The sequence below is a fragment of the Bradyrhizobium sp. 164 genome (genome assembly GCF_023073715.1).
Lineage (GTDB): Bacteria > Pseudomonadota > Alphaproteobacteria > Rhizobiales > Xanthobacteraceae > Bradyrhizobium.
This window is the reverse complement of the sequence record NZ_JADPKA010000104.1, coordinates 12,199-38,042: the sequence shown is the minus strand read 5'-3', so window position 1 is coordinate 38,042 and position 25,844 is coordinate 12,199. Positions and strand designations below refer to the sequence as shown.

The following is a 25,844-nucleotide window of genomic DNA, read 5'->3' as shown; positions in this document are numbered from 1 at the left end:
CTCGGTCTTCGTATGTTGTTCGCGTGCTCTGTCATAGCGATTGAGTTGGATCGCCGATGGCAAACAACGACGCCGAAGGTCGAACCGCCCTGCGACGCTCATGGCGCCATTTCCACCGGATTTCCGAGACGGTATCACGCGGCACATCGTGCGCGGCGACCCTGAGCGCGAGCAAGGGATTCCGTTTGAAAAGGAGTCCAAAGATTGAAGCGAAGTACCACAACTGACCGCCCGTCAGAGCTCTCCGAAGCAGCCAACGCGCATAGTTTCTGAGGCCCAGGTCTAGGAGCGCCGTGCGCTCAGGGTGTCGCGTCATGATCTCATCCGCGACCAGCATCCACGACCGGAACATTCGGGTCTTGTTGCTTGACATGTTGTTCGGGAGGTACCGATAGCCAATCTGATACTTGGGCACGACCGCGAAGTGGTACGCCTCCGCGACACGGCAATAGAACAGCAGATCTTCGCAGCCTTCCGCCCCCGATGCCCTGAGTCCGCTCTCGAAACCTTTCGCAGCTATGAGGGCTTCCCGGCGGACCAGCGCCGAGCTGCCGTTGCCGATGAAATTTCCCTGACAGAGATAGTCCAGCACCTCGCCCGCATGAAAGACGGGATCGGACCTGGCACTTACGCGACTATCGGCATCGATCCAGTCATACCAGCTGTAGACAAGACCGGTCCGCTCTCCTGCATCAAGCAAGGCTTGAAGCTGTTGCTCAATCTTGCGGGGCGTCCAGAGATCATCGGCATCAATGAACGCGACGAAGTCCGCGCCCGCCGCCTGCCAGCCCGCATTCCGGGCGGCAGCGACCCCCGCATTACGCTGTTCTATGATTGTTATTCGCGAATCCTGAGCCGTATGCAGCTGGACAACTGCGACCGTGTTGTCTGTGGAGCCGTCGTCCACGACAATGATTTCCAGCTCCCGGTGCGACTGGGATCTGACGCTGCGAAGCGTCTCGTCGATCGTTGCACTGGCGTTGAAGGCGGGAATAACCACGCTGACCAGGAGCGCCCCCGTATTCATTGGTACTGCTCCAGGCAACGAGCGAATGTGTCCAGCGTAAAATCGCCTCTGACCTCAATTCGCGGCAGATCCAACAGATTGTCCTTCAGTGTTACGGCCCGTCCGACCGTGTTGAACAGAGTTTTGTAACCACATTCGGCGGCGAGAATTTCAAGCCGCTGATCGGTAGAGCCAAAAGGCGCGGCAAGCGACGTTATCGATCGCCCAAGCCACTGTTCCAACTGGGCGCGAGATCGCGTCAATTCCTCGGCGAGAGTCCGGGTCGCAAGTTGCTCGCTGCGCGGGTGACTCGCCAAATGGCTGCCAAAGGATATGCCCTTGGCGGCAAGCGCAGCGATCCTCGTCGGCCCAAGCAGCGAAGCGGACTCTCCAAACGGAGCATCCCACTCCGCCCGCTTTCCCACGAAATCGGTCGCAACGAAGACTTCTGCCGAGAAGTCGTTTGCTTGCAAGATCGGCCATGCATGCTCGGCAAAATCGTCGTACCCATCGTCGAAGGTGATCAGCACCGGCCTGCCGACGAACGGATGATTGCTTGCCACGAACCAGGCGAGCTGATCCGAATTGATCGTGTGATAGCCATTGCGGCGAAGCCACAGCATCTGTTGCCGGAACGCATCGGGAGACAGGCGGTAGCGGGCCAGTTCACCTGGTCCTTCAACCGCAACTCGGTGGTACATCAGGACCGGGGCGTGCGTGCGTCTTTCGGATTGGGTGACGTCAAACCTGCGCGCCACAGCCCCACCCCACACGATGGACCGCGCAACCTCGACCTCAATCGGCGCCTCGATAGCCGCGTATTTCACCTGTATGTCAGCGGCGGCTTCGCCCGGGAGTAACCGCCTGAACCGATCGATACGGTACAGTTCCGTCTCGATCGATGTCTCCAGGGCGAGTCCGGGTACGCCCTGGATAATCCGCGTGATGGTCTCCGCCCCATACGGGCTCTCCCAGTCGAGCCCCGTTCGCGACATGTTGTCCTTCAGGACAAAGGTATGGGCCGCCACAAGGTAACCGCCAGGACGCAGCGCCTGCACCAGTCGCCTCGCGACCGATTCTAGTTCGGCCTCGTCATTAAGGTAGTAAAGGACCTCGGAGCAGACGATCAGATCGACGTCCTGTGGGAGCGGATCGGCGGATAAATCCAATTGAGAGAATTCGATGTTCTGACGCCCATTGCATCGGACACGAGCGCGACCGAGCGCCTTGGTTGAAATATCGGCGGCACACAGGCGTCTGACCCTGCGGGCCAATTGGCGCGTGAAGTGTCCTTCCGCGCACGCGAGCTCGAGCGCGCGATCTATTGGCTGGTCTGGCAGAAGCTCGAGCTGCCGAGTGTACTTTTCCTGTTCATACGACGAACCGTAGTTCCAGGGATCCTCTTGCTCGAAGAACTCCTCCCAAAATTGCTTGCGTGCGGTGTCTCGAGATCGCCTGGCACATCGCATAGGACTGCTGGAAGCGGAGATGCCTGAGATGGCTCGCGACCGCGCCTCACATGAAGCCCGCGAGGCCAACTCGCGTAGCCGCCCCCGGTGAGTATCTCGGCCGTCTCGCATGAAAGTTTGAAGTCGTGCGGTCCGCTTGTGAAGTGCGATTTTTGCCCGAACCAGCCTTCCGATCTGGTCTTTGACCTGCAAGTGAACGAGGCCATCGGCGGCCAGCGCGATCCAGAAGCGGCTGTCGACAGTGCCGAGGGCACCAATATCGAGCAGCGTCAGGATGCGAGGCCCGTCACAGAGATAGACGTACAATCGATCAATAGTCCCGATCGGCTTGATGGTGCCGATACGGCGAAGGTCAACGCGCGTGCCGAACGTCAACGTGAGGACCCTGGGCGCCGAAAGATCGTCATAGTCGAGCACTTTGCGCTCAAAACGGTATTGGCACTTTCGCCCTGCCGCCGGATCGTTCCATGCGCGACCGATCGCTGAAATGAGGTTGGTTACGCCCTCCCCGTATTGCGGCCACCGTTCCGCCAGCTTGGCGGGTACCGTTCTTGCCCCGACCATCACGGCATCGAGCAGAACAGCGGCAATGAAGTCCGCCGTTGTCTCGGTCTTTGGAATGTCGCTCAGCGTTTCCAGCGTTGGATCGCTGGCATTCCTGCGGCCGCAATCAAATCCGGCACACCAGAGCATGAAATACGCATACGCTGCCTCGGCGCTGCCATATGCAGTTGACGCTCCCGCCCTATGTTCGGGTGCCGGCCCGCTGACGCGGTCATCACTCGAAAATCCGCGGGCAATGACCACCCGCGCGTCGGCCAGCATCCGTTTCACATCTTGCGTCAGTGAACGGTCGCTTGTCCGGTAATAGCTCAATTTCTCGTCGACATGGATCCACCTGCCGCCGCAGCGTGCGATCCGTTGCCACAGGTCCCAATCTTCGCACGTGCGGAGGCTGGTCTCAAAGCCACCGACCTTTGCAACAGCGCTCTTTAGGACAAGCACGCCATGGATGAACGTGGCACACGTCCGAGCGAAACGCTCGAACGCGTTGTCATGGATAGCCGGATCGCAGCGCACGGGAGTTTCACTGCCGTCAGGCATAACCCGGCAACAGTTGCAATAGGCGGCCACCGCCGAAGGATCCAGATCCAGCGCAGCATTCATCCGGGCAAGGAAGGACCGATCAATCCAATCGTCACTGTCAAGGAACAGTATTCGTTCGCCGCGCGCGCTTGCAATTCCCTTGTTGCGGGCACCTGAAGCGCCTCCTCCGCCAGACTGCAGAACACGAAAGCGGGAATCCCGCGCCGCATATTCAGCAACGATCGCGGCCGTGGCATCGATCGAACCGTCATCCACGACAAGCGCCTCCCAGTAAGGGGCGCTCTGCGCGAGCAGGCTGTCAAGCGTTTCAGCAATGGTCTCTGCAGCATCACGTGCGGCGATCACGACAGACGTACGCGGATGGGCCGTCATCTGCGAAGCCTTCGGCGATGATAGAACAGCAATCCGGCGAGATATCCGGTCACCTCCTCCTTCAGGAAGCGGTCGCGAATGCTGTCTCCTTCCATTACTTTCCGGAGCAGCCGAGAGAGGTACCAACGCGGCTTGTAATAGTAGGCCAGACGCCGGTTCGCCGAGATACCCGTTCGCTCATACTGCACCAGAAGCGCTGCCGCATGACCACGCATGTAGTGATAGATCTGGCTGGCCAGGCCGTCCATCGTCCTGCGGTGAAAATGGAATGCGACCGACGCCGGAGTATAACGACAGGTGTAGCCGCCCGCGAGCAATCGATACCAGTATTCCGAGTCCCCCGAGCAGCCGGCCTGACCGACGTCCAGTCGCTCATCGAAAAGTCCGACGGCCTGAAACACCTCGCGCCGGAATGCCATGCTTGCTCCGGCGCCGATGTCCCACGCGGGAAGGACCCGACCGCGATGCGATCGGAAGGCCGCGCTGTCGTAATCCTGTTCGCGATAGCCTTTGTTAAATCCCCAATACGTCTCGAAGTGCCGTTGCGCCTCGGTCGCGAGCTCGGCCGGAAGCACCAGTCCCGTCACCGCACCGATCTGGGGAGAGTCAAACGCACATGTCAGTTGCTCCAGCCAACCCGGGTGAAGCAGCACATCGTCGTCCGTATAGGCGACAATATCTCCGGTCGCCTGGAGCGCGCCGGTATTGCGAGCAATATCCAGACCGGGTCGATCCTCGCGAATATAAGTTGCTGCCGCGGCCAACGCGACATCCCGCGTCCGCCGATCCCGCGATGCATTGTCCACCACAATGATTTCTCTTGGAGGATGGGTCTGCCTCGGCAGCGACGACAAGCATTTGCTCAGCTCGTCCGGACGGTCGCGCGTGCAGATCACCACGCTCGCCGAGAGTCTCATTTCTGTCGGAGTTCGCACCTTGGAGTCGACGGCTGACAGAAAGCCGTCGTCGATGTGATCGATCCTGGCGTCCGCAATTTGGCCTTCATGCATCAGCACATGGCCGATCGGCTGGTTGGCGCGCCAGAACACCGTCATGCCATCGCTCAACGTCGTTTCCGCAACATCGGACGCCGACGTCACGGAGAGATGCGTCACGCCCCTTCCCAATCCAATTCCTGCGAATGGGGTATCGATCATCTTCGTGCGAAATATGCCGACGGATTGCTATCGCTCCACCTCAGTGCAGTCTCGATAATGAAATCGATCTCGGATTGCCGCGGGCTCCAACCGAGCTCCCGCTTGGCTTTGGCAAAGGAGGCAACGAGCATGGGCGGGTCCCCCGCGCGGCGTGGGCCGCGACTGACGACCGGGTCTTTTCCGGAGACACGCTTCACGGCCTCTACTAGTTCGAGCACACTCGTGCCGACCCCCGTACCGAGATTGAAGACATGAGTACCGCCTCGAGCCACCAGCATGTCACCTGCGAGAAGGTGCGCCTGCGCTAGGTCATTGACGTGGATATAGTCCCTGATCGCACTTCCATCCGGCGTCGGAAAGTCCGTTCCCAGAATGGTGAAAGGCCGATCGGGTCGGCGCACCGCTTCGATCGCCAGCGGAATGGCATGCGTCTCCGGTTCGTGGCGCTCACCGATCTCGCCGTCAGGATCACAGCCCGCCGCGTTGAAATAGCGCAGCGAAACCGACGACATCTCGTACGCACGACCAAAGTCCTCCAGCATACGCTCGATGATCATCTTGGACCAACCATAGGGATTAATCGGCGCCTGCGGATGTGTTTCGTCTATGGGGGTGTGCTTGGGTACTCCGTAACTGGCACACGTGCTGGAAAAGAGCACGCGCAAACAGCCGGCCGCTCGCATTGCCTCCAGGAGGGCAAGCGTTCCTCTCGTGTTATTGTCGTAATAGATGGCGGGATCGGCCACGGATTCGCCGACATAAGCCAGCGCCGCAAAGTGCGCGACGAGGTCCGGCTTGTAGGTTTCCAGCACTGCGCGCACGCCGGCTGAATTGCGAATATCGCACTCGACCAAGGGTCCCCAGCGCACCGCATCGCGCCAGCCCCGGGAAAGATTGTCGAGCGTCACGACGTTCCAGCCCGCCATCGCAAACGCCTTGCAGCAATGCGAGCCGACGTAGCCCGCACCGCCGGTGACCAGAACGGTCTTTTTCATCTCGCCGCGTCCGCGCGCCCCACATCGATCGGAGGTGGGGGACTACCGAGATTTGTCGGACCGGCGACATCGTTACGCGTCTTCATCAACCTTCGCGCCAACAACACTCAACTCCTTGTCCCGAAGCACGATCTCGTTCTTGATCTCCAATATTCCAAATTCCAGTCAATTCTTATCTAGATGGATTGTGGCTTCATTCGTACGATCAATCGGCTGCGCGCAGACGCGTGGAGCTGCCACGCGCAGTTGCAAAGACCCGAAACGGTGCAACACGAGGATTGACGTTGCGAAATTATTGCTTCGCTGCGGTCTCGTCCGCGGGATAGAATCGCGCCTGATGCGCTTCCGATAGAACCTGTCCCGTCGATGACTTCACGAGGGCGGTCCATTCATACAGACCCGGCTTGCAAGGACCAAATGTCCGTATCGTCCCCGACGGCACAAGGCCATTTCCGGGAACCGGAACGTCCTGGCCTCCCATTTCGCGAGTACCTTGCGCAAGTGTGAGCGTCATCGAAGTGGCACCAGCGGGAATGTTACGCAGACGCATCTCCGGATTTGGGAACAGCGTGATACAGCCGCGCGCCCCGCGCCATGAAAAATCCAACGTCATCGGATCGGCCGATGCAGGATGACACAACGCCAGCAACAAAGCGAGGGCAGCAACAACAACTCTCACATATCACTCCGGTCAGGTTCGCTTCCGATCTTCGAGCGATCGGGCACGCACTATTCACGATTCACGCAGAATAGATCGCCCATTTTAAGGCACCATCGGTAAGCCCACTTTCTGACGATGCATCAAAGAAGCAGTCACGAGTTGGCCATTCTTTTAGCGGACCGTCCACGCCTCCTTTGGCGTGCATCAAGGAACATTCTCGCGCCTGCCAATGGATTAAGCAAACAATGGCAAGTGGCAGCTAAACCGTGTCCAGAAACGTCCTGATCGTCATACCTGTTTTGAACGAGGCTTCCCATATCGAGACCGTTGTCCGTAACCTGGCCCAGGACAATCTCCACGAAGATCGCACAATAGTGGTTGCAGATGGCGGCAGCACCGATGGGACGCCTGACATTGTCCGCCAGCTCGCCAACGAGATTGGCGGCCTCCATCTGTTGCGCAATCCCCAGCGGCTGCAGAGTGCCGGGGTCAATTTAGCCGTACAGGTCTATGGTGCTGCGGCGCAGGTCCTGGTGCGGTGTGACGCCCATTGCGAATATCCGGCCGACTATGTTTCGCGCCTCCTCAAGACCTTGGACGAGCGCCAAGCCGACTCGGTCGTGGTCCCCATGGACTCGCGTGGTGACGGCTGCCTGCAAAAGGCCGTCGCATGGGTCTCGGACACCAAGGTCGGTTCGGGCGGATCGGCACATCGCGGCGGAAAGCAAAGCGGCTTTGTCGATCACGGGCATCATGCGGCGATGACCATCGACGCGTTCCGCAGGGCTGGTGGTTACGACGAGACCTTCGCTCATAATGAAGACGCAGAGTTTGACTGCAGGCTGCGTGCACTCGGCGGCCGGATATTTCTGGATTCGGACATCCGCCTTTCATATCGACCGCGATCGAGTTTTCTGAGCCTGGCGAAGCAGTACTTCAACTACGGTCGTGGTCGATCGAGAACGGTGAGACGGCATCCAGGATCGTTGCGACTGCGTCAATTCCTGGTGCCCACTCATGTTGCATTGATGCTGGGCGCCATCGTGCTGGCGCCGGCTGCACCGCTGCTGTTGACATTTCCGGCGGTCTATCTGGCGATACTGGCGCTGACCGCAATGATGATTGCAGTAAAACATCGCTCAATTTGCGGGCTGCTTGCACTGCCGGCCGCCGTCGTGATGCACTTCGCGTGGGCACTTGGCTTTTTCTGGGGTATCCTGTGGATCCGCCAGACCACCTGGCAGATGACCCCTTCAGTTTCCTGAACGCTGCAGAACCTGGGCACTGGCCGGCGTGCCCACACGCCGGCCCGCCTTCGCGTAGGCGGCCTCGGTCAGGCGTGCAATCGAGGTCCACGTCGGCACGGAGTCTCGCAGCTCCAACATTCCTTGACTCTTGCGGTTTCGATAATCAGGGTCGCTGATCAAGCGCTCGAGCGTCCGGGACAATGCGGCGGGATCACCTGGAGGAACGAGCGTCCCCTCTGCCCGATCGCTCAGCCATTCTGAAAACGTTCCAAGGTTCGACGCGACAATCGGACGTCCCCCCGCGATCGCCAGCATCAGCACGCCGGATGCGTCGATATCCCGATACGGAAAAGCCAGGATGTCGGCGCGCGCGACCAGAGAGGTCACTTCATCTTCCGGAACGAAACGCAGGTCGAATTCGACATTATCTTCGAGCTGCAAATCCTTCACCATCGCAAACAGCGGCTCCATCGCCATTTCCGGCCAGCCCACGACCTTCACCACGCAATTCGCCCTGACCTCTCGGGGAAGCAGCGCAAGCGCGCGAAGCATGACGTCGACTCCCTTGTAGGGCTTTATCTTGCCGAACAGGAGTATTTGAACGCGCCCATCTCCGGCCGAGGGCTCGTCGGCCGGTCGGGTGATATGATCCGTCAGCAATCCGTGCGCGATAACGGATATCTTCTCGTCCGGGATACCAACGCGCAGCAGGCGATCGCGTGCAACGGTCGTATGAACGATAAGATGGTCGAAGCAGTGCAGAATGCTGAACGCGCCAATCCGCTGGATCCGCGAGCTCGGATTGTTATTGAACGGATTCGAATCATGAACCGTCAGAACCGTTGGCGCGACCCTTCTGAACATGGGAATGAACTGGCTGTCGACGATCGCCAGCGGTGCCCATTGGAAATGGATCACATCAGGCGGCATCCTCCTGAAGCGCCTGATCAGCCGTGTCATTGATTCAGCGTGACTGAGGCCCTTCAGCCCCAGCTGCACATTGCGTGGAAGTTTCTTGAAAAAGCGCGACTGCAATCCCGGATAAAAATGCCGGTCAAGAAAGAGGTCCTCATCAACGGAAGGCTTCTGCCCAATCTGGCGCCCGACAATGCTGGCCGCATGCCCAATATCGGTCAATCCTTTGGCTAATTTAAGATCATATGGCCAAGTAAACAGTGACGGATCGATCAGAGCGATTTTCATGCGATTGCCTCACCAACGATGATTTGCGGACCGTGAAATTACTTCTGGCTCATCAAGGCATGGATTGATAGCTTCTTCTGCCACTTGCAAAATTGTGAGCGACACGCGTTGAAGATCAGCATCGTCATAACAGTCTACAATTACGAACGGTATGTCGGATTGGCAATCGACAGCGCGTTGAATCAGACCCGTCCGGCGGACGAGATCGTCGTCGTCGACGACGGATCGATCGACGGTTCCCGCCAGATCATCGCCGGCTATGGTGACAGGATTCGAGCCATATTTCAGGCAAATCAGGGCAACATCGCAGCATTCGAAGTTGGGTATCGCGCAGCGACAGGCGATGTATTGCTGTTCCTTGATGCGGATGACATCCTGATGCCGACGGCGGTCGAAAACGTCGCTGCTCACTGGCGTGAAGGTGTTTCGAAAGTTCAGTTCAATCTGGACATCATCGACGGGGCCGGCAGGCGACTTGGGCGCTCGTTTTGTGCGTTTCCTAAATCCTACGCGCCAGACGATGTGCACGCAGAATTTACACGATCGGGAACGTACATCTGGCCAGTCATGTCAGGAAATGCGTACTCCCGAGCGTTTCTTCGACAGGTCGTCCCGCTCAATCCGCCCGTGGGATATGACGGCGCCCTCAATACGATAGCGCCTCTTTACGGAGACGTGGTCACGGTGCAGGAAATCCTGGGGCAATATCGGCTCCATGGCAGAAATATCAGCCGAAATGACGCGAAGGGGCGGGCGCAGCGCTTTCCGGATTTTCCTAGACAGATCGGATTCCGCGTCGCAGAGTTCGATATCCTGAAAGCACATTGCGACAAGAAGTCCATGCACGTGCAAGCGGCAAGGCCGATCGATAACGAGATCGTCTTTGTCAACTATCGCCTCGCGTCGCGTAAATTGGGACTGCGCTATGTTGGGCAGGACGCGGACACGTCGAGTTCACTTCTGCGCCGTGGGATATGGCTTGCGCTGACCACGACAACAGATTGGCGCGCAGCCGCCTCTCATATCGTCTGGTTCACAGGGCTGTTCTTGAGCCCTTCCTGGCTTGCGTACCGGCTGATCATGCTCCGCTTCAACAGGGCAGAACTCCTGCGGCCGCTCGTCAGGTTCGGAAGTGTCATCCGGCGCAAGCCCGCCTGAGTGGGCAACGGCGCAAAGGCAACCCGCCTCGTCAGATCTCGTCCCACGCCTCGTCGATCACACGCTTTCAATCGTACGAATTGTCTCCGGCATTGGTCCGGAAAGACTGGATGCGCCAGCGAGGCGGGCGCGAATCCGCCTGTCGGACTGGCGAAGACGGAGATTTTCCGTCAGGCGCAGAACATATTCCTTTGATTTCCACGCAAACCGAGCCGCTCTATCGAGCGCAGTAGGCCCGTGAACCGACTCCGCCGCCTTTACGATCGAAGATGTCAGCGTCAGCTCAAGACACGGAAAAGGAAACAAGGCATAATTGTGGAGGCCATTTGCCCAGAAGCGGTCCATCTCCCAGTCGATTGGCCGATGGATCGTTGTCACACTGTCGATAAATCGACGCGCGGCACGGCCGGAAATCAGATAAGCCTGCGTTCCCATTGGTGCACGCTCAAACCGCACCAATTCCCGCTGATCCAGCCAGGCCACGTGCTTGCACGGCGCCATGTGTCGCCCATACAGCCGGAGATAGCCGATCTCGGCAGCCTTGCAGATGTCAGGAAGCGATCGAAAGCTGAAGCCGGCATCGAGGATGACGTCGTCTTCGATCACAAGTGTCCATGAATTGTCGGTGTCTGACGCTGCGAGTTGCGCCATGATGCTCATATGACTCGCCGCGCAGCCGATCTCGGCACGTGAAAGGCCCCTGCCCCAAAAGCGGATGGCCAGCGCCTCATCATATTGCGGGAGCCCCTTGGCGGGCACACGCAGTGCATCAAAGAAGGTCCATGGAATCTCAAGCGACTCCAGATTTGCACGCGCGCGCTCGCGGCGCACGGAACCGGCCAAACTAATCGCCACAATTCTGAGATTGCTGCCCATTGATCGATCAGTCCGACATCTTGATTGGGAACCGTTTTGCACGTGATCTCCAAACGATTACCGCGAACCTGTCTGTGCTGACAAGGAGCGGCACCTGCCCGGCCGCTGCCATGCTGGTGGCCATTTCATATTTTTGTTTCGTAAAAGCACGGCGAAATCCGCGGCTATACGTTGAGCGGCTATACCTAAAGCGGTCCGCATTCGGAGGCCTTGGATCGAACCAACGGCTCCTCACAAACGTGTGACTATGTACCTCGCGAAAGTCGCGACGGTCTCAGGCAAAGAGGCGCGAATGCCATCAAAGCATCGATTCACCAGCACCATTGCAGCATTGTTCGTCGCATCATTGGTTGTCAGTGCCTCAGTCCTTTATCTTGCCGCTATCAATGATGGTTTGCGACAGCGCCTGCAGTTCATCCCGCTGTTTAAGGAACGCAGCCAGGTCGTCGGCGGCGCCGTCGTCGGCCAGAATGGCAGTGGGTTGTATGCGGGTTATACCCTGTCGTGGGGTGATGAATTCAACACTCTCGATATCGTGGGTCCGGCAAACCCTCGCGGCAAGTTCTTTCCGACTGGCGCCTATCATCCAGGCATCCGCGGCAATACCACGTCGCTCGGGACAGCTTTTGATGCCGACCCGCTGACCACAGGCTACAAGGACCGCAACCGCGGCGTCGCGGTTGGCTTCGACAACATGTTGATCTCCGGCTCGGTGCTGCGCCTCGGAGCGCGCAAGGCAACAGCGCGCGAGGAGGAATTCCTTACGCCGACCGACCGGTCCATCAATGGAGGCGTGCGGCCGCACCTCTCTGCGATGATCCATACTGCCGGGGCGTTTGCATACTACCCGACCGCCAACGCCGTCATCGTCGAGATACGTGGCCGGTTCAGCCCCAGGCTTACAAATCCGGCCGGCTTTCACCCCGCGTTCTGGACCTATTCGGTCGCACCCGTGCTCAATCCAACCGGCAACGAGTGGGATCTGGAGTGCAACTCCCAAGGGATGCACTTCAGTAATATCGTCCATACCTCGGGGGCGATCTCGACCGACAACAGCGCCGGACCCTTCGACTATATGGACGGCGCGTTCCACGTCTTCAGCTTTGTCTTTCGAAACGGCGCAAACACCCAACTCTACGTCGATGGCGCCCTTCGATCCCAGTTTGCCGTGGATTCCAATACCAAGAATATGCCCTCATTTGTGCTGTTGACGTCACACGTATTCAACAACACGTTCGCGGGCGAGGCGTATGACGCCGCAGCGTGGGCCAGCTCGGCGACCGGCGCCTATCTCGATGTCGACTGGATCCGCGGCTGGCGGACGACAGGCGTCAAGCATTGGAAGCCGCTGGTTTCGGTCGCAGATCTCAATGTCGATTACGACGGCAACGGCAAGATTGTGCTGCCGAGCGCCAAGGCCCTTTGGGGCGATGCGAGCGTTACCGAATTCGTCCAGGTCGTACCCTATGACAGCTCCGAACCGGGTATGACGGAGCAGACGACGTTTACGCAATTCCCAGAAGGAATTTCCTACGATCCGGCGTCGCGCACGATCAAGGCGGACTTCACGGCCGAAGGCAATGCCGGGCGGTCTCATGTCGTCGTTTATGGCTACAAACCTGACGGTTCAACGATGGAGCCCCTGCGATTCTCGATCAATCGCGGCCCGCGTGTGACGACGCGCCCCCTTTCAGCCGCCGCAGGCGACAGCTACCGCCACGATATCTATGCGGAGTGCGATGTCGGAGCCATGATGCCCAAGACCTTGTCCGTCAAAGGACTGCCGCAAGGGCTCGCCTTTGACCGTTCCACCGGACTGATCAATGGCGCTCCAACGGCGACGGGGGTCAGCAACCTGACAATCTCCTGCGCAAACAATGCGGGCCAGACAACAAAGAGAACGACAACTTTCACCGTCCACGCGCACGATCCGGCGAACCGCCCGTACGGAGGATGATGCTCGACCGTCAACCTTGATCCGTGGGGGCCGAACTGCCCTGGCCGATATTCAGAAAGTTTGCGAGGGCGTCGTCCACACTCGTGCTCAGCGGCCGGCTCAACTTTTCGAAGGGCTTGCTCCACGCATCGACGAACGTGCTGATTTTCCCATAATTGTTGTCAAGGAGCGAGTGCGGCACATTCAGCAACACGCAAAAGATGTGCGTGTGAAGCCGGTCCGTGATCACGTAGGCCGACGATCCAACCTGCCTCATTCCACGGGCTACACGGTTCGACGCGAGCAGGTGAAACCACCGAATGCGCACGTCGAGCTCCGACGGCGTCCTGCCCTTGAGCAAGAGGAGCGCCGTCTCGAGCAGCGCCTTGACAAACAACCACTTTCCCAAGCCTCGTTGTTCGATGAGCCAGTCCTCGACAACCGCAAAATTCGGGAGCGGCGGAAAACGCTTTTGCTCCACCTTCTCGTGATCTGTTCGGAGCAGCAGCAACAATTTCCTGGTTACTGCCGCTGGCGAACTCTGCGCCCCCAGGCAGAACGCCATGTCCGGACAGAGATCGGCGGGCGCAGTAAATTCCGTTGTCGCGATATTCAAACTTTGCACGTCGCGGACCAGAATCCGGAATTTTTTATGCGAGTTGATGATCTCCGCGGCGCGGTTGAGACTTGCCTTCGAGGAGAAGTGTATGGTTTGCGGCAACTGAATGATCTGGCGATCCGGAAACTCCGACAGAAGCCTGAGCCGAAACTCCTGATGGCTGGGCCACAGGTCGCCGAAATTGCCTCCACCATGGATAAGGATCGGTCCGACAGGAACGGCTCTTTCAAACTCTTCCTTTGACCAGGTGTCATAGGTGCAGACGTAGGACGGGGCTCGGCCTAGCTTCCTCTGCAGATAGGTCTCTTCACCCAACCATATGGCGCTGTCGCCCACATTCGAGTGGTTGGGGAAATCCACCAGCGCAAAATCCTCGACACCCTCCAGATGAGGCCCGATGACCTTTTCGATCTCATCCTGCATTTCTGCAATCAGTGTACGGGAGTCCTTCATGGGAATTTCGGCCATCGTCCTGAGTTCGGTCCCGTCGGTCGCATCACAGCATCGAACGGCTTTAGATGCATCGGCAAAACTTCCCATTCGACTAATCCACTTCTGCCATTGCGCCAGGTACCCGCTATGGTTGTGCGAACGACGCATCTGCGTGCCGCCAGCGAGAACGCCGGACGGCTGCGCTGCGAGCTTCCCCGGTCAGTCATTCGATCTTTCGCGCTCACGCTCTCGTGCCTCTCTCGGTGTCCCCTCGCCGATGCGGAAGCTGACCGGGTTCCAGAGCACGGAATAGATCGGCTTAGCAGCCAAAAGGCAAGTCTCGGCACCGCTGCCGATTAGCGACAACACCGCACATATTCATGACAAGAATCGAATCTATTGAAGTCTTAAGGCAGGCAAATGTGTTGATCGCAACGAACATAGGCAGCGAGCCTGCGGGAATGCCGCTTGTTGCAGCAAGCCTGCACCCAGATGCGCTAGCGAGCTCGGAGTCAACCGCATGATCGGTTTGTGGAAAGACTACGTAAAGGCCCGCCTGCTTGATAACGACTTTATGATATCCGGCACCTCAAAGGAGGAGGATCTCAGGGAATTCTTCCGGGACCTTTTCCCTGTCGTGACGGACAAGAAATTGATTCGACTGGGCGGATCGGCTGATGGCGGCTATTTGGTTCCGGACGACCTCGATGGCTGCGTCGGTTGCTTTTCGCCGGGCGTCTACAACGTCTCTGACTTCGAGCTCGGCCTTGCCGAACGCGGCATCCCATGTTTCCTCGCTGACTTCTCGGTGGATGCACCCGCGATCCGCAATGACCTACTCGATTTCGAAAAGAAATTCCTCGGAAACGAAAACAACGCCAAGTTCATGACTTTAGAGAACTGGATGTCGAGAAAGGGCCCTCGGACCGGCGATCTCATCCTCCAGATGGACATTGAAGGCGGCGAATACGAGGTTCTCATCGAAACGAGCTGCGACGACCTGAAGCGCTTCAGGATCATGATCATCGAATTCCATTCCATGAATAGAATTCTCAATCCCATCGGTCTCAAGCTGATCGGCGCTGTCTTCAAGAAGATCACCAAGCACTTCGACGTCGTACACATTCACCCGAATAATTACTTCAAACCCATCGAATACAGGGAGTTCAAGGTCCCGCCGATCATGGAATTCTCGTTCTTGCGCAAGGATCACGTCTCTCGCCGAACGCCTGCGAGAAGATTTCCTCACGACCTCGACAGGAGAAACGTCGCCAACAGGGATGATGTCGTGCTGCCGAAATGCTGGTTCGCTCCGGAGTGATCGCCTCCGTGGCCGCGCCGATGCATCGCGCCAGCTGCGGACAACGGGCGCGCGGATGCGCGACCGTTAGCTCGCAATGGCAGAAGTGCGCTGCCTACTCTCCCGCCTGCCGGTTCTCGCCGAGATATGCCTGATAGGCCAGCTTGAGCCCATCCTCGAGCGGGGTCTTGGCTCGCCAACCCAGTTTCGCCAACCGGTTGACGTCGAGCAATTTGCGCGGGGTGCCGTCGGGGCGCGAGGTGTCAAAGCTGACCTCGCCGGAATAGCCGACGGTCTCCGCGACCAGGCGGGCGAATTCGGCGATCTCAATGTCCACGCCGGTGCCGATGTTGACGAGCTCGCCGCTCGAATAGGTCTTCATCAGGTGGATGCAGGCGTCTGCCAGATCGTCGACAAAGAGGAATTCGCGCCGCGGCGTGCCGGTGCCCCACACCACGACGTTCTTCGCTCCCGACGTCTTGGCCTCATGGAAGCGGCGGATCAACGCCGCGACGACGTGGCTGTATTCTGGATGATAATTGTCGCCGCGCCCATAGAGGTTGGTCGGCATCACACTGATGAAATTTGAACCGTACTGGCTACGATAGGCCTCGACCATCTTGATGCCGGCGATCTTGGCGATCGCGTAGGGTTCGTTGGTCGGCTCCAGCGGACCAGTCAGCATCGACTCTTCGCGCAGCGGCTGGACTGCGAGTTTGGGGTAGATGCATGAGGAGCCAAAGAACATCAGCTTCTCGCATCGATTAACATGAGCGGCGTGCATGACGTTGGTCGCGATCGCGAGATTGTCGTAGAGGAACTCGGCGCGTAACGTATTGTTGGCGACGATGCCACCGACCTTGGCGGCAGCAAGGAACACTGCTTGCGGACGCCTTGCAGCGAACCATCTATCGACGGCGGCCTGGTCACGCAGGTCTACCTCGCTCCGCGACACCGTCAGCAACTCGACATTTTCCTCCGCGAGCCGTCGCACCAACGCGGAGCCAACCATGCCGCGATGGCCGGCGACGAAGACGGTCTTGCCTGCCAGCTCAAATAGAGCGCTTGCCATTGGCAACCTCTCGCTTGGCCTCGAGCAAATCGGACGCCACCATTTCCTTGACCAGTTGCGCGAAAGGGGTCCTGGATTTCCAGCCGAGCTTCTCGCGCACTTTGCTGGGATCGCCAATCAGGAGATCGACCTCGGTGGGACGGAAATAGGTCGGGTCGACCCGCACGACGATCCTGCCTGACTTCATGTCAATACCGGATTCCTCGACGCCCTTGCCCCGCCATTCGATTTTGCGGCCGACTTCGGCAAAGGCGAGTTCCACGAATTCGCGCACCGAGCGTGTCTCCCCGGTTGCCAGCACGAAATCGTCAGGCCGCTCGGCCTGCAGGATCATGTGCATGCCTTCGACATAATCCCTGGCGTGGCCCCAGTCGCGCTTGGCCTCGAGATTTCCGAGATACAGCGTCTCTTCGAGACCCGTCTCGATGCGGGCAACGGCACGCGTGATCTTGCGGGTGACGAAGGTTTCGCCGCGGATCGGGCTCTCGTGGTTGAAGAGAATGCCGTTCGAGGCAAACATGCCGTAGGCCTCGCGGTAGTTCACCGTGATCCAATAGGCATAGAGCTTCGCCACCGCGTAAGGGGAGCGCGGGTAAAAGGGGGTCGTTTCCTTCTGCGGCACTTCCTGCACGAGGCCGTAGAGCTCGGAGGTGGACGCCTGATAGAACCGCGTCTCCCTCTCCATGCCGAGAATGCGGATCGCTTCCAATAGCCGCAGCGTTCCAATCGCATCCGCGTTCGCGGTATATTCCGGGCTCTCGAAACTGACCGCCACATGGCTCTGTGCAGCCAGATTATAGATCTCTGTTGGCCGGATCTGCTGCATTAGACGGATCAGGTTTGTCGAATCCGTCATATCGCCGTAATGCATCAGGAACGGCACATTGCCGGCATGCGGATCCTGATAAAGATGATCGACACGGGCGGTGTTGAATGAGGACGATCGCCGCTTGATGCCGTGAACGGCGTAGCCCAGGCCGACCAGGTACTCGGCGAGATAGGCACCGTCCTGACCCGTGACGCCCGTAATCAGCGCGACGCAGCGCTTCGATCTTTCATTCATATTGCTCACCCGACCACTCGATTCTCATCGATGACTTTCCCAGTTTTTCCAAACCTGTCGGCGATTGCGCCCAGGATTCGCAGGATCTCACGCTCGGGCCCGGCCGGCGAGCCTGTCGCTCGCCAGACTCCAAAAAGTGACCCGACATAGGCAAGAGCGCTCACGAGAACAACGGCAATCAACCGAGCATAGACGTGAGACTCATGGCCAAGAAATGTAATGAAAGCCCAATTGGTCAGAAGACCGACAATGATCATCGTGCAGGTGGACAAAGCGGTCCTCAGATTCACGAGAAATTGCCGGGAGACAGAAGCGTCAATCAGTTCGCGGACCAGGACCATGTTGTAGACGACACCGCCGAGCGTAACCGCCACGCGAGCGACCAGCAGGCCAAGTAACCCCCCTACCCACAAGCCGGCAACAATGACAGGCAGCCTCACGATTAGGATCGCAACGTCGCGATGAAATAACCTGCGCGTCTGCCCAAGCGCGAGACCAAGGGGTTGGACGGTCGCGCTGAGCGTATGCAACGCAATTGCACCACCGAGGAGCTGGATCACGATTGTCGCGCCTGCCCAGGCCTCACCCAGCGCGAGCGGAACGAATTGATCGGCGATCAACGCGAAGCCGAACCCGGCCGGAAAGGCGATCACACACAGCATTGATTGCGCCGACAGATAAGCTCGTTGAAGGGCGGCTTTGTCGTCCCTCAGCCTCACGAACGCGGGAAACAGCGTCCCGGCGAGCGGATTTGTTGCTTCTCTTGTCGGCGTGGCGGCCAGGTCGCTGCCCAGCACATATCCACCCAGGGTGGATTTCCCAAGAAAATATCCGATGATGATCTGGTCGAAACGCCAGTTCAGCGTGCTGACGGCCTGTCCGAGCGATAGCCACACAGAGAACGAGAATAGGGAGCGGCTACCCTTTATCCGGAATTTCGGCCGAAACGGCTGGATCAAATAAGAGGCAACCACATCGATGAAGTTGGCGACGACGGCCCCGGCGATCAGCGCCCAGTAGCTACTGAAGCAAATGGCGATCCCGGAGGAGACGAGGATGGTTGCGAGCGCCCGGCTACTGCTCGTCACAAATTCCTGCCAGAAGACGAGTTGACGCTGCATCATCGCTAGCATCGGGTTTCGAAGGCCGGATATTACAATCGAACAGCTCAGGACCAACAGGATTGGAATCAAGCGGCCATCGCCGTAGGACAATGCCACCGGATAAGCAAGCAACGACAGCAGGAGTGCGAGCAAGCAGGCACGAGCCAGGCCCAACGTCCACGCGGCGTGGAATTGATCTTCACTTGGATCCTTGTGGTGAATGAGGGCCGATGCCAGGGACAGTTCAGTCATAGATGTCAGAACAGCAATGATGGCCGTCGCGACAGCAACCAGGCCGAAATCTTCCGGCGTGAGCATTCTAGCCAATACGAGCGTGTTCAGGAAGCCGAGACTGGCAACCACCAGCCGGCTCACGCCGATCCAGGCAGCTCCGATGGCGATTGAATTTTTCGACAAAGGGAGCGGCGTACGCGCACCAAGAGCGACCATTTTCAATGCTCGTTCATTGGCATATGGTTTCCAGTGCGCGCTCGAAGATGTCAGGCGCAACCTCGAAATCGAATGGACTGGGCCCAAACGCGCCCTGCGGGCGCGTCCCCTTGCTGTCTCCCACGATGTAGGAATAGTCCGCGCCGGCGGACGTTGCGATCGTGTAGTAGTAGGGATGCACGTGGTCTGAGGGAATCAGCTCCAGGACTTGCGTTCCAGGCGAGCAGAATACGAGATTGGTCAGCCCTGCACCATGTGGGCCAACGACAATCGAGCATTCCGCGAAAAACGCCGCTTCATCCTCGACGTGGTCAAATTCGTAGATCTGGAAGCCGAACTTTTTCAGTGCAGGCATCAGCTCTTCTTCGTTAGCAACCTTCCTCTGTCCTTTGCGCGGAACGTATACGCGCCTGTCGTGACGAAGCGGCGACTTGGCTAGCTGCAAGCGGAAGAACTCCGTAAGCCAAGGCGCATAATTCCGTCGCAAGCCTGGAAACGAAGTGCCAATCACGAGATCGGCCTGGATATCCTCCTGGCCTGCCCACACGCACTTGCGCATTGGAATTCCAAGCTGGCGAACGAGTTTGGCTGCCGTTTCGGACGCAGGCTTGGGCAAATAGACATAATCGACATCATCGAGCGACAGGCCACTTTTCTGAAACAGCGCCAAGCGTCCCAGGCAATCGAGCAGGAAGTGCCCATAGTTTCCTCCGGCGAAATCACTCGCCAGCGAGAGACAGGTGCCACTTAGCGGCAGCGGCGTCCCGTAGGCAACTGATCGCGGATGGCGCGAGAACGACGATCCGTACCAGGTGCTCTCGTAGAGCAGCGATCCATCCTCCGTCACGAGCCAGCCGTCGGGACCGAGGATTCGGGCCTTGTCCAGGCGGAGAATGCCCAGCTCGGGCATTCTGTTGTCAACGCTTTCACCGAAACCTGCGTCGCGGCTGCCGAATCGAACCGGCGCCTTCCGCGCCAGTACCTCTTCCTCGACGGCAGTCAGCCAGGTATGCGGATGTTCACTTCGCCACGTGCGATGATCACAAAGCCGGCTCGGGCTGCCGCGCAATGCACCACGGAGGATTTGCCTGACGGCGCGAACCTTTGAGTTCATGGACGACTACCCATGCAAGAGACACTGATCGTGACAGGCAAGCCCGCATGAGGCCTCACCTGCCACAGCCAAAGCAAAATTCAGACCGATCTTCGGACAGCGTGCCGATCGCAATCAGTGGTGCTCGGCTTGATCCAGATCCACGGAGTTGTGCTCACGCTGGATGCACCCCTCCGATCAGCGGCGCACATGCAGCGACAATAGACGGCAAGATCTGGCCTTTTTTGGTTGGATCACCGTGGTGTCGCAAGCAACTGGGACTTCTTTGGGGCCGACCTCGCCCGCGACTTCAGCCGTCAGTTTGCTGCCCAGCAGATAGTTCCCTTCACGCGGTACGGCCGGCAGCGCAAATTCGATCACACTGACGCCATCTTCCGCGTCCTTGCGAGAGACCTGTTGTAGCGGCTTCTTTGCCGATGCGACCATCGCGCCGGTTGTTGCATCGAAGACGTACGCATGAATCGTTCGATTTGTCGGATAGTCGTCCGGAATCTTGACCGGAATTTCGATCTTGAGCGGGTCGGTTGTGCTCAGTGACAACACCCCCGCATTCGGCTTCTTATCCGCCACCACATTCGTAACGTTGAGAAATGTCGGCTTGGGCATGTCGTTGAGCGCTGCCTTATATCCAAAATCATTCGGATCCGGTGTCACGTCGCTCGGACCGCATTTTCGGCTTCCCCGCTCAGAGGACGTGAACTGGCAGACGCGAACGTAGTCGATCTTGAACGTTTGCGGGAAAGCCGCATCATCGATCCCGTGCCGACCGGCCCACGCTGCTCCGCCGACAGCGAAATTGAGATCGATGTGCGCCGGCGGCCCCAGTTGGCCGTCCTTCCTGAGCCACTGGTACATGCGCGTGTAGACGAGACGACCGTCCCAGAAGAACGAAATGCGGTCAGGAGCCCAAACGAAGCCGGCAATATGCCAGTCCTTGTTCAGATCCTCCTTGCTGACCATGTCCTGAAACCTGAGCACGAACGAGCTGTCCACATACGTATAGGACTGCGGCGTCCACTTATCTTTACTCATGGCATTCGAGTGCAGCATGTTCGGCTTGTCTTCCACGCCATTGATGACGTACTCGAAAATGTCGATCTCCGGCGGATGCCAGAACTTTCCATCGATGTCGTAGTCGGCTTCGAGCCAGAATGCCGGCCACGATCCCCGCGCATTCGGAAGAAAGACCCGCGCTTCATAGTAGCCGTAGTAGAATGTCTGATGGCTCCGGATCATCGCGGAATCGAACGTGTCCGCCCCTTCATTCTTGTTTGCAATCAGATTCAGCGCACCCTCGGACATCACGTGGTTGTCGCGGTAACGCTGCTTTTCATCGTTGAAACGATCCATCGTTTCGTTGTTGTAGATGTATCGGGTGGCCCATTTGGTCCGATCAAGCTTGTCGCCGTTGAACTCATCCGAAAAAACTAGCTCCCAGCCAGCGCACCAGGCCGGCGTCGCGGATCCGAGTGCAACGACTATCGAGGCGACACAAAGGACTTGCGTGCGCACGGCTGCGATCATCAACGAGATCCTTTCGGTTCGGCTCTTAGTCCGGCTGGGAAACGCTGTGCCGGCCCAATGCGCAAAGACGATGGCAGCGGTAACGCTGCCACGTCGCAAACCGGCACAATCGAGCGCACGGCTCTGCGGCTTTTTCCCAAATAGACAGTTAACTTGCGATCGTTTTGGGGCGGTGACTTGTCGAACAATCAAGAACATTTGACTGTTCCCCGATCAGGTTCCCTCCTTGAGTGCCGTCGAGTGCTTGATTGATCGGCCGGACTGCCGGTTTCTCTTCCGAGCCCCTATCGAGCCGTTTTCGAATCTGTCCCGTCACCATCACTTCAAGGAAGCGATGGCTGACCGTCGCAACGATAAGCGACGGCGGAAGCGAGACCAGGAGGAAAAAAAGTTGCGATCCGCTCCCCAATGCATCGACCATGCCCGTTCGATACATGATCAGCTTGACCCCAGCCATGACGATCGGCGGCCAGAGATAAAAACTGAAGCTGATCGTTCCCAGCCATTGCATCACCTGCCAACGCAGCATTCTTCCGAACAGACCGTTTCCTCCGGACACGCCAAGCAGGAAAATAGTCCCGAAGACGCCACCAAGAACAAGAAATGGAAAAGCAGAGATCCAGTCATGGAATGACAAATGTGCCGGCGTCACAAAGCCAACGTAGTCTGTTGCGCTGGCAAGCTCGAGGCCTCTCCAGACAGCCAGGAATAGCACAAAGAAGATCGCCGGGTACTTCGCCAAGGATTGCAACAAGGTCGACGATAGGTACTTCTCCGCAATGAGCACGCCACCAATCATCAGGAGCGCGCGGGGATAGTACACGAGCAAGATCAGCGAACTGACGGCTAATGCCAGGGCCAGCGGCCGACTGACGCCGCTGATCAGGAAGACGGCGGCACATACTCCATAGAACAGGAATTCGTATCCGAGCGACCACGCGGCGGGATTGATCTGGATGATGTCAATGAATGGAGGCGGCGCCAACAGATTTGCACCAACCAGCAGCAGACTTGGACCCCTTCCTGAAAGCCAGCCAAAACTCGCGATCGCGATCACGGTCGCCCAGAGCACAGGAAGAATCCTCGCATAGCGATCAAGAATAAAGGTCACGACCGAGGATGCCCGATACAGGCTTGGCAGAATCACGATTCCACTGATGCCGAAGAAGAACTCGACACCGAATTTCCCGGTCTGCAGCGCTTCTCCCAACGGCCCCCTGGCAAACAGATCGAACGTGGGCAGTCCGGAATGAACGACGTGATAGACGAATACCATGAGGCAAAACAAACCTCTGGCACCATGAACGTAAGGGTTAAATCTTGCGCTCGCGTTGTGTTCCATGTGGGAAGTCGCTACAGGCTCGAGTATAGAGGGTGAACAGCCTCACGAGAGAGACCAAGGTCGATCGCGATCGTTACCCTGTGCCCAGACGCAACCAAGGCGCCAAGAGACAGTAATCGACGAGTCCCAACATGGTGAGCCTCGACACATTCCCAGCCAGAACCTCGTCTAACAAGCGCGCTGCAGCAGCGTCAAGCGACGAGACCAACAGCGTCATTTTCGCGCATATCGCCTTCATTCTGTGCATTTGCATGCAGCGCTTCGGGCTCCTCATCGGGACCGGACAGATCTTCTTTTCGCTGTTCGGATTCTTCGCGCTCGTGGCGTGGGGATGGTGGGTTGGTCTGGTGAGCATTCGCGGGCCGCAGACTCTCGCATTCGGACTCGTCGTCGTCTGGTTTCTCTTCAGCGCGGTCGCCGCAGCCGAATCTCCCGATCGCGGTGTCGAGACCAGCCCGGCATCACTTGCGATGGTTCTTGTCACGAATTCGATCTTCCTGTTCGGACCCTCGACGAAATTCTCGAACGAGGCGGTCCTTCCCGTCTTCCTGTTCTATGTTCGGCTGTGCGCCGTTCTGGCAATCGTCCAGATCGTTCTTCAATTCGGCGGAATACGCATCTTCTCGTTCAAGGATGCAATCCCGGCGCTCGATCCGGTCCTCGTCGAGTCCGCCTACAATCAAAATGCGGTGGAATTTTATGGGTCGTTGAATCGGCGCGCGAACGGTTTTTTCCCGATGGAGCCGGGAGCGCTGTCCCAATTGCTCGCTATAGGTGTGGTCGTCGATGTGTTCATTTTGCGGCGACTTGCCTATCTTCCGTTGTACGCGATCTCGTACGTGCTCACTCGGTCCGGATCGGGCCTCCTGGTGCTCGTCGTGTCCCTTGGTGCCTATCCCCTGATTGCTCCGCTCAAATCACTGCGGGTAATCGCCATCGGGGCGGCCGTTGCCTTGACGATTGGCACAACGTACCTCGTTGCACCGGAACCTTTTGATCCCATCGTTAGTAGACTTGATGAATTCAGTTCAACCAAGTCGAGCGGCTATGCTCGCTACGTCGCACAACTACAGACTTGGGACTATCTCTTTCGGACCGATAGAGTGCTCATCGGCTCGGGGCCTGGCGGATTGGAACGGTCGCCTGCCTACTTTGGCGGCAGCGGAAATCCCGTTCTCAAGCTCGTCGCGGATTACGGAATTATCGGGCTACTGATTTTCCTGTTCTATCTCATCCTCTCGATATTCAGGAAAGACAACTCGATGCTCGCATTGACAATGCTGGCCTGCTATCAGCTCGGCGGCGGCAACCTCGCCATGGCTCCATTTCTGATCATGATGGCAATGCTGTGCGTATGGTCGCAGCCGCCAGGCGCCGGCCTGAGGTCGATCCGTCCCAAAGCTGCCGTCTGACCGAAGTGTCCCAGCCCTGCGCCCGATCATCGAATGATGCGGAATCGACCGAGCAAAGCGCGCAACCATTTCGGCCGCTGGGCGGGCACGTAGCGCAAACTCACCAGGGCACGACGGAAGTATTGCGGACTGATCAGGGTGCAGAAGATCCAAGCCAGCAGCGATATGCGCTGCGATCTTGAGAAACCTTGCGGCGACGCAGCCGCTCCAAGCGCATCGACAGCGATGCTCAATGAACTATCCGCCGCGATTGGATGAAGGTCCGGCCGCAGCTTGAACGACGCTATCCGCAAACAAAGAAATATCAAATTGCTCTTGAGCGCATCGGGCGCAACCGGCAGCTTCTCCGCGCGCGCGATCTCGGAAAAGAATTTGTATCGCCTCCGCGTGAGGTCGATTTCTCTCGCAAAGCGGGTATCGTCGAGTTGAAGGAAAGCCCCGTGATTGAGGCCGTGCACGCGGTAGTCTGCCAACGGCTTGGTGATCGTTACGATCTCGCCACATGCAGGAGCGGCCGCCAAAAGATAACTGTCCGGAGCCCGATCAACGAAGTCGGATTCAAAGCCGAAGACACGCTCGACAAACCATTTCGGGTAGGCATTTCCCGACCCGGGCGGCGTCGGATAGGCGCCGGTGGTTGCCATCCACTTGCGGACGTCCTCCGAGGACGGACAGGAGAAGTACTGCGGCAGGACGTTTCCGGTCGGCTGCCCCTCGGCATCGATCACGCGCATCTGAAACTGATATTTGCTCGCGGCTTTGGACCAGACGGATACGATCTCCGTCATGACATCAGGATGCAAGGCATCGTCCGAGTCGAGAAATATGATGATATCGCCGGAAGACCTGCGAAAGCCGTTCACACATGACATCATCTGCCCGGCGTTCAACTGGCTGATGATTGTGACTTCGTCTGCAAATTCGTTGATGACGTCGAGTGAATGGTCCGTCGACCCGTCATCGACGACGATCACTTCGACGTTTGGCCATCGTATGTCCAGCGCGCTGCGGATCGCGGATCCCACATAAGCTGCGTAATTGTGGTTCGGAATGACGACCGAGAGGCGCGGCAGGGTCGCCGGTTCGACTTCCGGCAACACAGCGTGTCCTGGTATCTCCTTCAACATTCGCCGCCTAGAATACTCGCGTTGCAAGTACGTCGCATGACGGCCGACAGAACATCACAGTCGACGGGCGTCAGACACTTACCCCAGGAAGGTGCAGCC

The 25,844-nt window shown here is 58.1% G+C and carries 19 protein-coding genes; 5 read left to right on the top strand and 14 right to left on the bottom strand.

The features are described from left to right. Window positions 1–31 precede the first annotated feature (31 nt). Genes IVB01_RS31445 through galE form a run of 4 tightly spaced genes read right to left on the bottom strand, consistent with a single transcriptional unit; the run spans window position 32 to window position 6,106 of the window. Entirely contained in the window at window positions 32–1,027 is a 996-nt protein-coding gene (locus tag IVB01_RS31445) for a glycosyltransferase family 2 protein (RefSeq protein ID WP_247279517.1), read from the bottom strand. Beyond that, window positions 1,024–3,954 carry a trifunctional glycosyltransferase/class I SAM-dependent methyltransferase/polysaccharide deacetylase gene (locus IVB01_RS31440; protein ID WP_247495168.1) on the bottom strand — a complete coding sequence of 977 codons (2,931 nt, stop codon included), beginning with the start codon at window positions 3,952–3,954 and terminating at the stop codon, window positions 1,024–1,026. Before IVB01_RS31440 ends, IVB01_RS31445 begins: the two co-directional genes overlap by 4 nt. Then, window positions 3,951–5,069 carry a glycosyltransferase gene (locus IVB01_RS31435; protein ID WP_247450075.1) on the bottom strand — a complete coding sequence of 373 codons (1,119 nt, stop codon included), beginning with the start codon at window positions 5,067–5,069 and terminating at the stop codon, window positions 3,951–3,953. The genes IVB01_RS31440 and IVB01_RS31435 overlap by 4 nt, the downstream gene beginning before the upstream one ends. Before the next feature lie 38 nt (window positions 5,070–5,107). Then, entirely contained in the window at window positions 5,108–6,106 is a 999-nt protein-coding gene (gene galE, locus IVB01_RS31430) for a UDP-glucose 4-epimerase GalE (RefSeq protein ID WP_247279514.1), read from the bottom strand. 927 nt (window positions 6,107–7,033) lie between these two features. On the opposite strand from galE, the gene IVB01_RS31425 reads away from it, so the two are divergent. Continuing rightward, complete coding sequence (locus tag IVB01_RS31425; RefSeq protein WP_247279513.1) at window positions 7,034–8,032, top strand: glycosyltransferase family 2 protein; 999 nt, start codon at window positions 7,034–7,036, stop codon at window positions 8,030–8,032. On the opposite strand, the gene IVB01_RS31420 is transcribed toward IVB01_RS31425, so the two are convergent. Then, window positions 8,021–9,217 carry a glycosyltransferase gene (locus IVB01_RS31420; protein WP_247279512.1) on the bottom strand — a complete coding sequence of 399 codons (1,197 nt, stop codon included), beginning with the start codon at window positions 9,215–9,217 and terminating at the stop codon, window positions 8,021–8,023. The two genes, IVB01_RS31425 and IVB01_RS31420, sit on opposite strands and share 12 nt — an antisense overlap. A gap of 108 nt (window positions 9,218–9,325) precedes the next feature. On the opposite strand from IVB01_RS31420, the gene IVB01_RS31415 reads away from it, so the two are divergent. Next, window positions 9,326–10,375: a glycosyltransferase gene (locus tag IVB01_RS31415; RefSeq protein WP_247279511.1), complete on the top strand. Its 1,050-nt coding sequence runs from the start codon at window positions 9,326–9,328 to the stop codon at window positions 10,373–10,375. Between the two features lie 57 nt (window positions 10,376–10,432). On the opposite strand, the gene IVB01_RS31410 is transcribed toward IVB01_RS31415, so the two are convergent. Continuing rightward, the gene (locus IVB01_RS31410; RefSeq protein WP_247279510.1) at window positions 10,433–11,251 is read right to left on the bottom strand and encodes a glycosyltransferase family 25 protein; all 819 of its coding nucleotides are present in this window, start codon (window positions 11,249–11,251) and stop codon (window positions 10,433–10,435) included. A gap of 292 nt (window positions 11,252–11,543) precedes the next feature. Between IVB01_RS31410 and IVB01_RS31405 the strand changes: the two genes are divergently transcribed. Continuing rightward, window positions 11,544–13,208 carry a putative Ig domain-containing protein gene (locus IVB01_RS31405; RefSeq protein ID WP_247279509.1) on the top strand — a complete coding sequence of 555 codons (1,665 nt, stop codon included), beginning with the start codon at window positions 11,544–11,546 and terminating at the stop codon, window positions 13,206–13,208. A 10-nt stretch (window positions 13,209–13,218) separates the two neighbouring features. Here IVB01_RS31405 and IVB01_RS31400 read toward each other — a convergent pair whose 3' ends face one another. Continuing rightward, the gene (locus tag IVB01_RS31400) at window positions 13,219–14,346 is read right to left on the bottom strand and encodes a polysaccharide pyruvyl transferase family protein (RefSeq protein ID WP_247279508.1); all 1,128 of its coding nucleotides are present in this window, start codon (window positions 14,344–14,346) and stop codon (window positions 13,219–13,221) included. A 412-nt stretch (window positions 14,347–14,758) separates the two neighbouring features. On the opposite strand from IVB01_RS31400, the gene IVB01_RS31395 reads away from it, so the two are divergent. Beyond that, a complete protein-coding gene (locus tag IVB01_RS31395) occupies window positions 14,759–15,559 on the top strand; it encodes an FkbM family methyltransferase (protein WP_247279507.1) in 801 nt (266 codons plus the stop codon). Between the two features lie 94 nt (window positions 15,560–15,653). Here the strand turns inward: IVB01_RS31395 and IVB01_RS31390 are convergent, their stop codons facing one another. The 6 genes from IVB01_RS31390 to IVB01_RS31365 all read right to left on the bottom strand — a co-directional run bounded on the left by IVB01_RS31390 (window position 15,654) and on the right by IVB01_RS31365 (window position 23,206). Next, window positions 15,654–16,610: a GDP-L-fucose synthase gene (locus IVB01_RS31390; RefSeq protein WP_275974791.1), complete on the bottom strand. Its 957-nt coding sequence runs from the start codon at window positions 16,608–16,610 to the stop codon at window positions 15,654–15,656. Then, window positions 16,591–17,673, bottom strand: coding sequence for a GDP-mannose 4,6-dehydratase (gene gmd / locus IVB01_RS31385; protein WP_247279506.1), 1,083 nt, complete (start codon window positions 17,671–17,673; stop codon window positions 16,591–16,593). The genes IVB01_RS31390 and gmd overlap by 20 nt, the downstream gene beginning before the upstream one ends. A gap of 5 nt (window positions 17,674–17,678) precedes the next feature. Beyond that, on the bottom strand, window positions 17,679–19,226 hold the full coding sequence (locus tag IVB01_RS31380) for a lipopolysaccharide biosynthesis protein (protein WP_247279505.1): 1,548 nt from the start codon (window positions 19,224–19,226) through the stop codon (window positions 17,679–17,681). A gap of 13 nt (window positions 19,227–19,239) precedes the next feature. Continuing rightward, window positions 19,240–20,340, bottom strand: a complete 1,101-nt coding sequence (locus IVB01_RS31375; protein WP_247279504.1) for a glycosyltransferase family 61 protein — start codon at window positions 20,338–20,340, stop codon at window positions 19,240–19,242. Between the two features lie 177 nt (window positions 20,341–20,517). Then, window positions 20,518–21,864, bottom strand: a complete 1,347-nt coding sequence (locus tag IVB01_RS31370; RefSeq protein ID WP_247495167.1) for a glycoside hydrolase family 16 protein — start codon at window positions 21,862–21,864, stop codon at window positions 20,518–20,520. A 148-nt stretch (window positions 21,865–22,012) separates the two neighbouring features. After that, window positions 22,013–23,206 (bottom strand): acyltransferase, encoded by a 1,194-nt coding sequence (locus IVB01_RS31365; protein WP_247279502.1) that lies wholly within the window; start codon window positions 23,204–23,206, stop codon window positions 22,013–22,015. A gap of 131 nt (window positions 23,207–23,337) precedes the next feature. Here IVB01_RS31365 and IVB01_RS31360 point away from each other — a divergent pair, with 131 nt between their 5' ends. Then, window positions 23,338–24,618 carry a hypothetical protein gene (locus IVB01_RS31360; protein WP_247279501.1) on the top strand — a complete coding sequence of 427 codons (1,281 nt, stop codon included), beginning with the start codon at window positions 23,338–23,340 and terminating at the stop codon, window positions 24,616–24,618. Window positions 24,619–24,644: 26 nt separating this feature from the next. Here IVB01_RS31360 and IVB01_RS31355 read toward each other — a convergent pair whose 3' ends face one another. Then, entirely contained in the window at window positions 24,645–25,715 is a 1,071-nt protein-coding gene (locus IVB01_RS31355) for a glycosyltransferase family 2 protein (protein WP_247279500.1), read from the bottom strand. Window positions 25,716–25,844 lie beyond the last annotated feature (129 nt).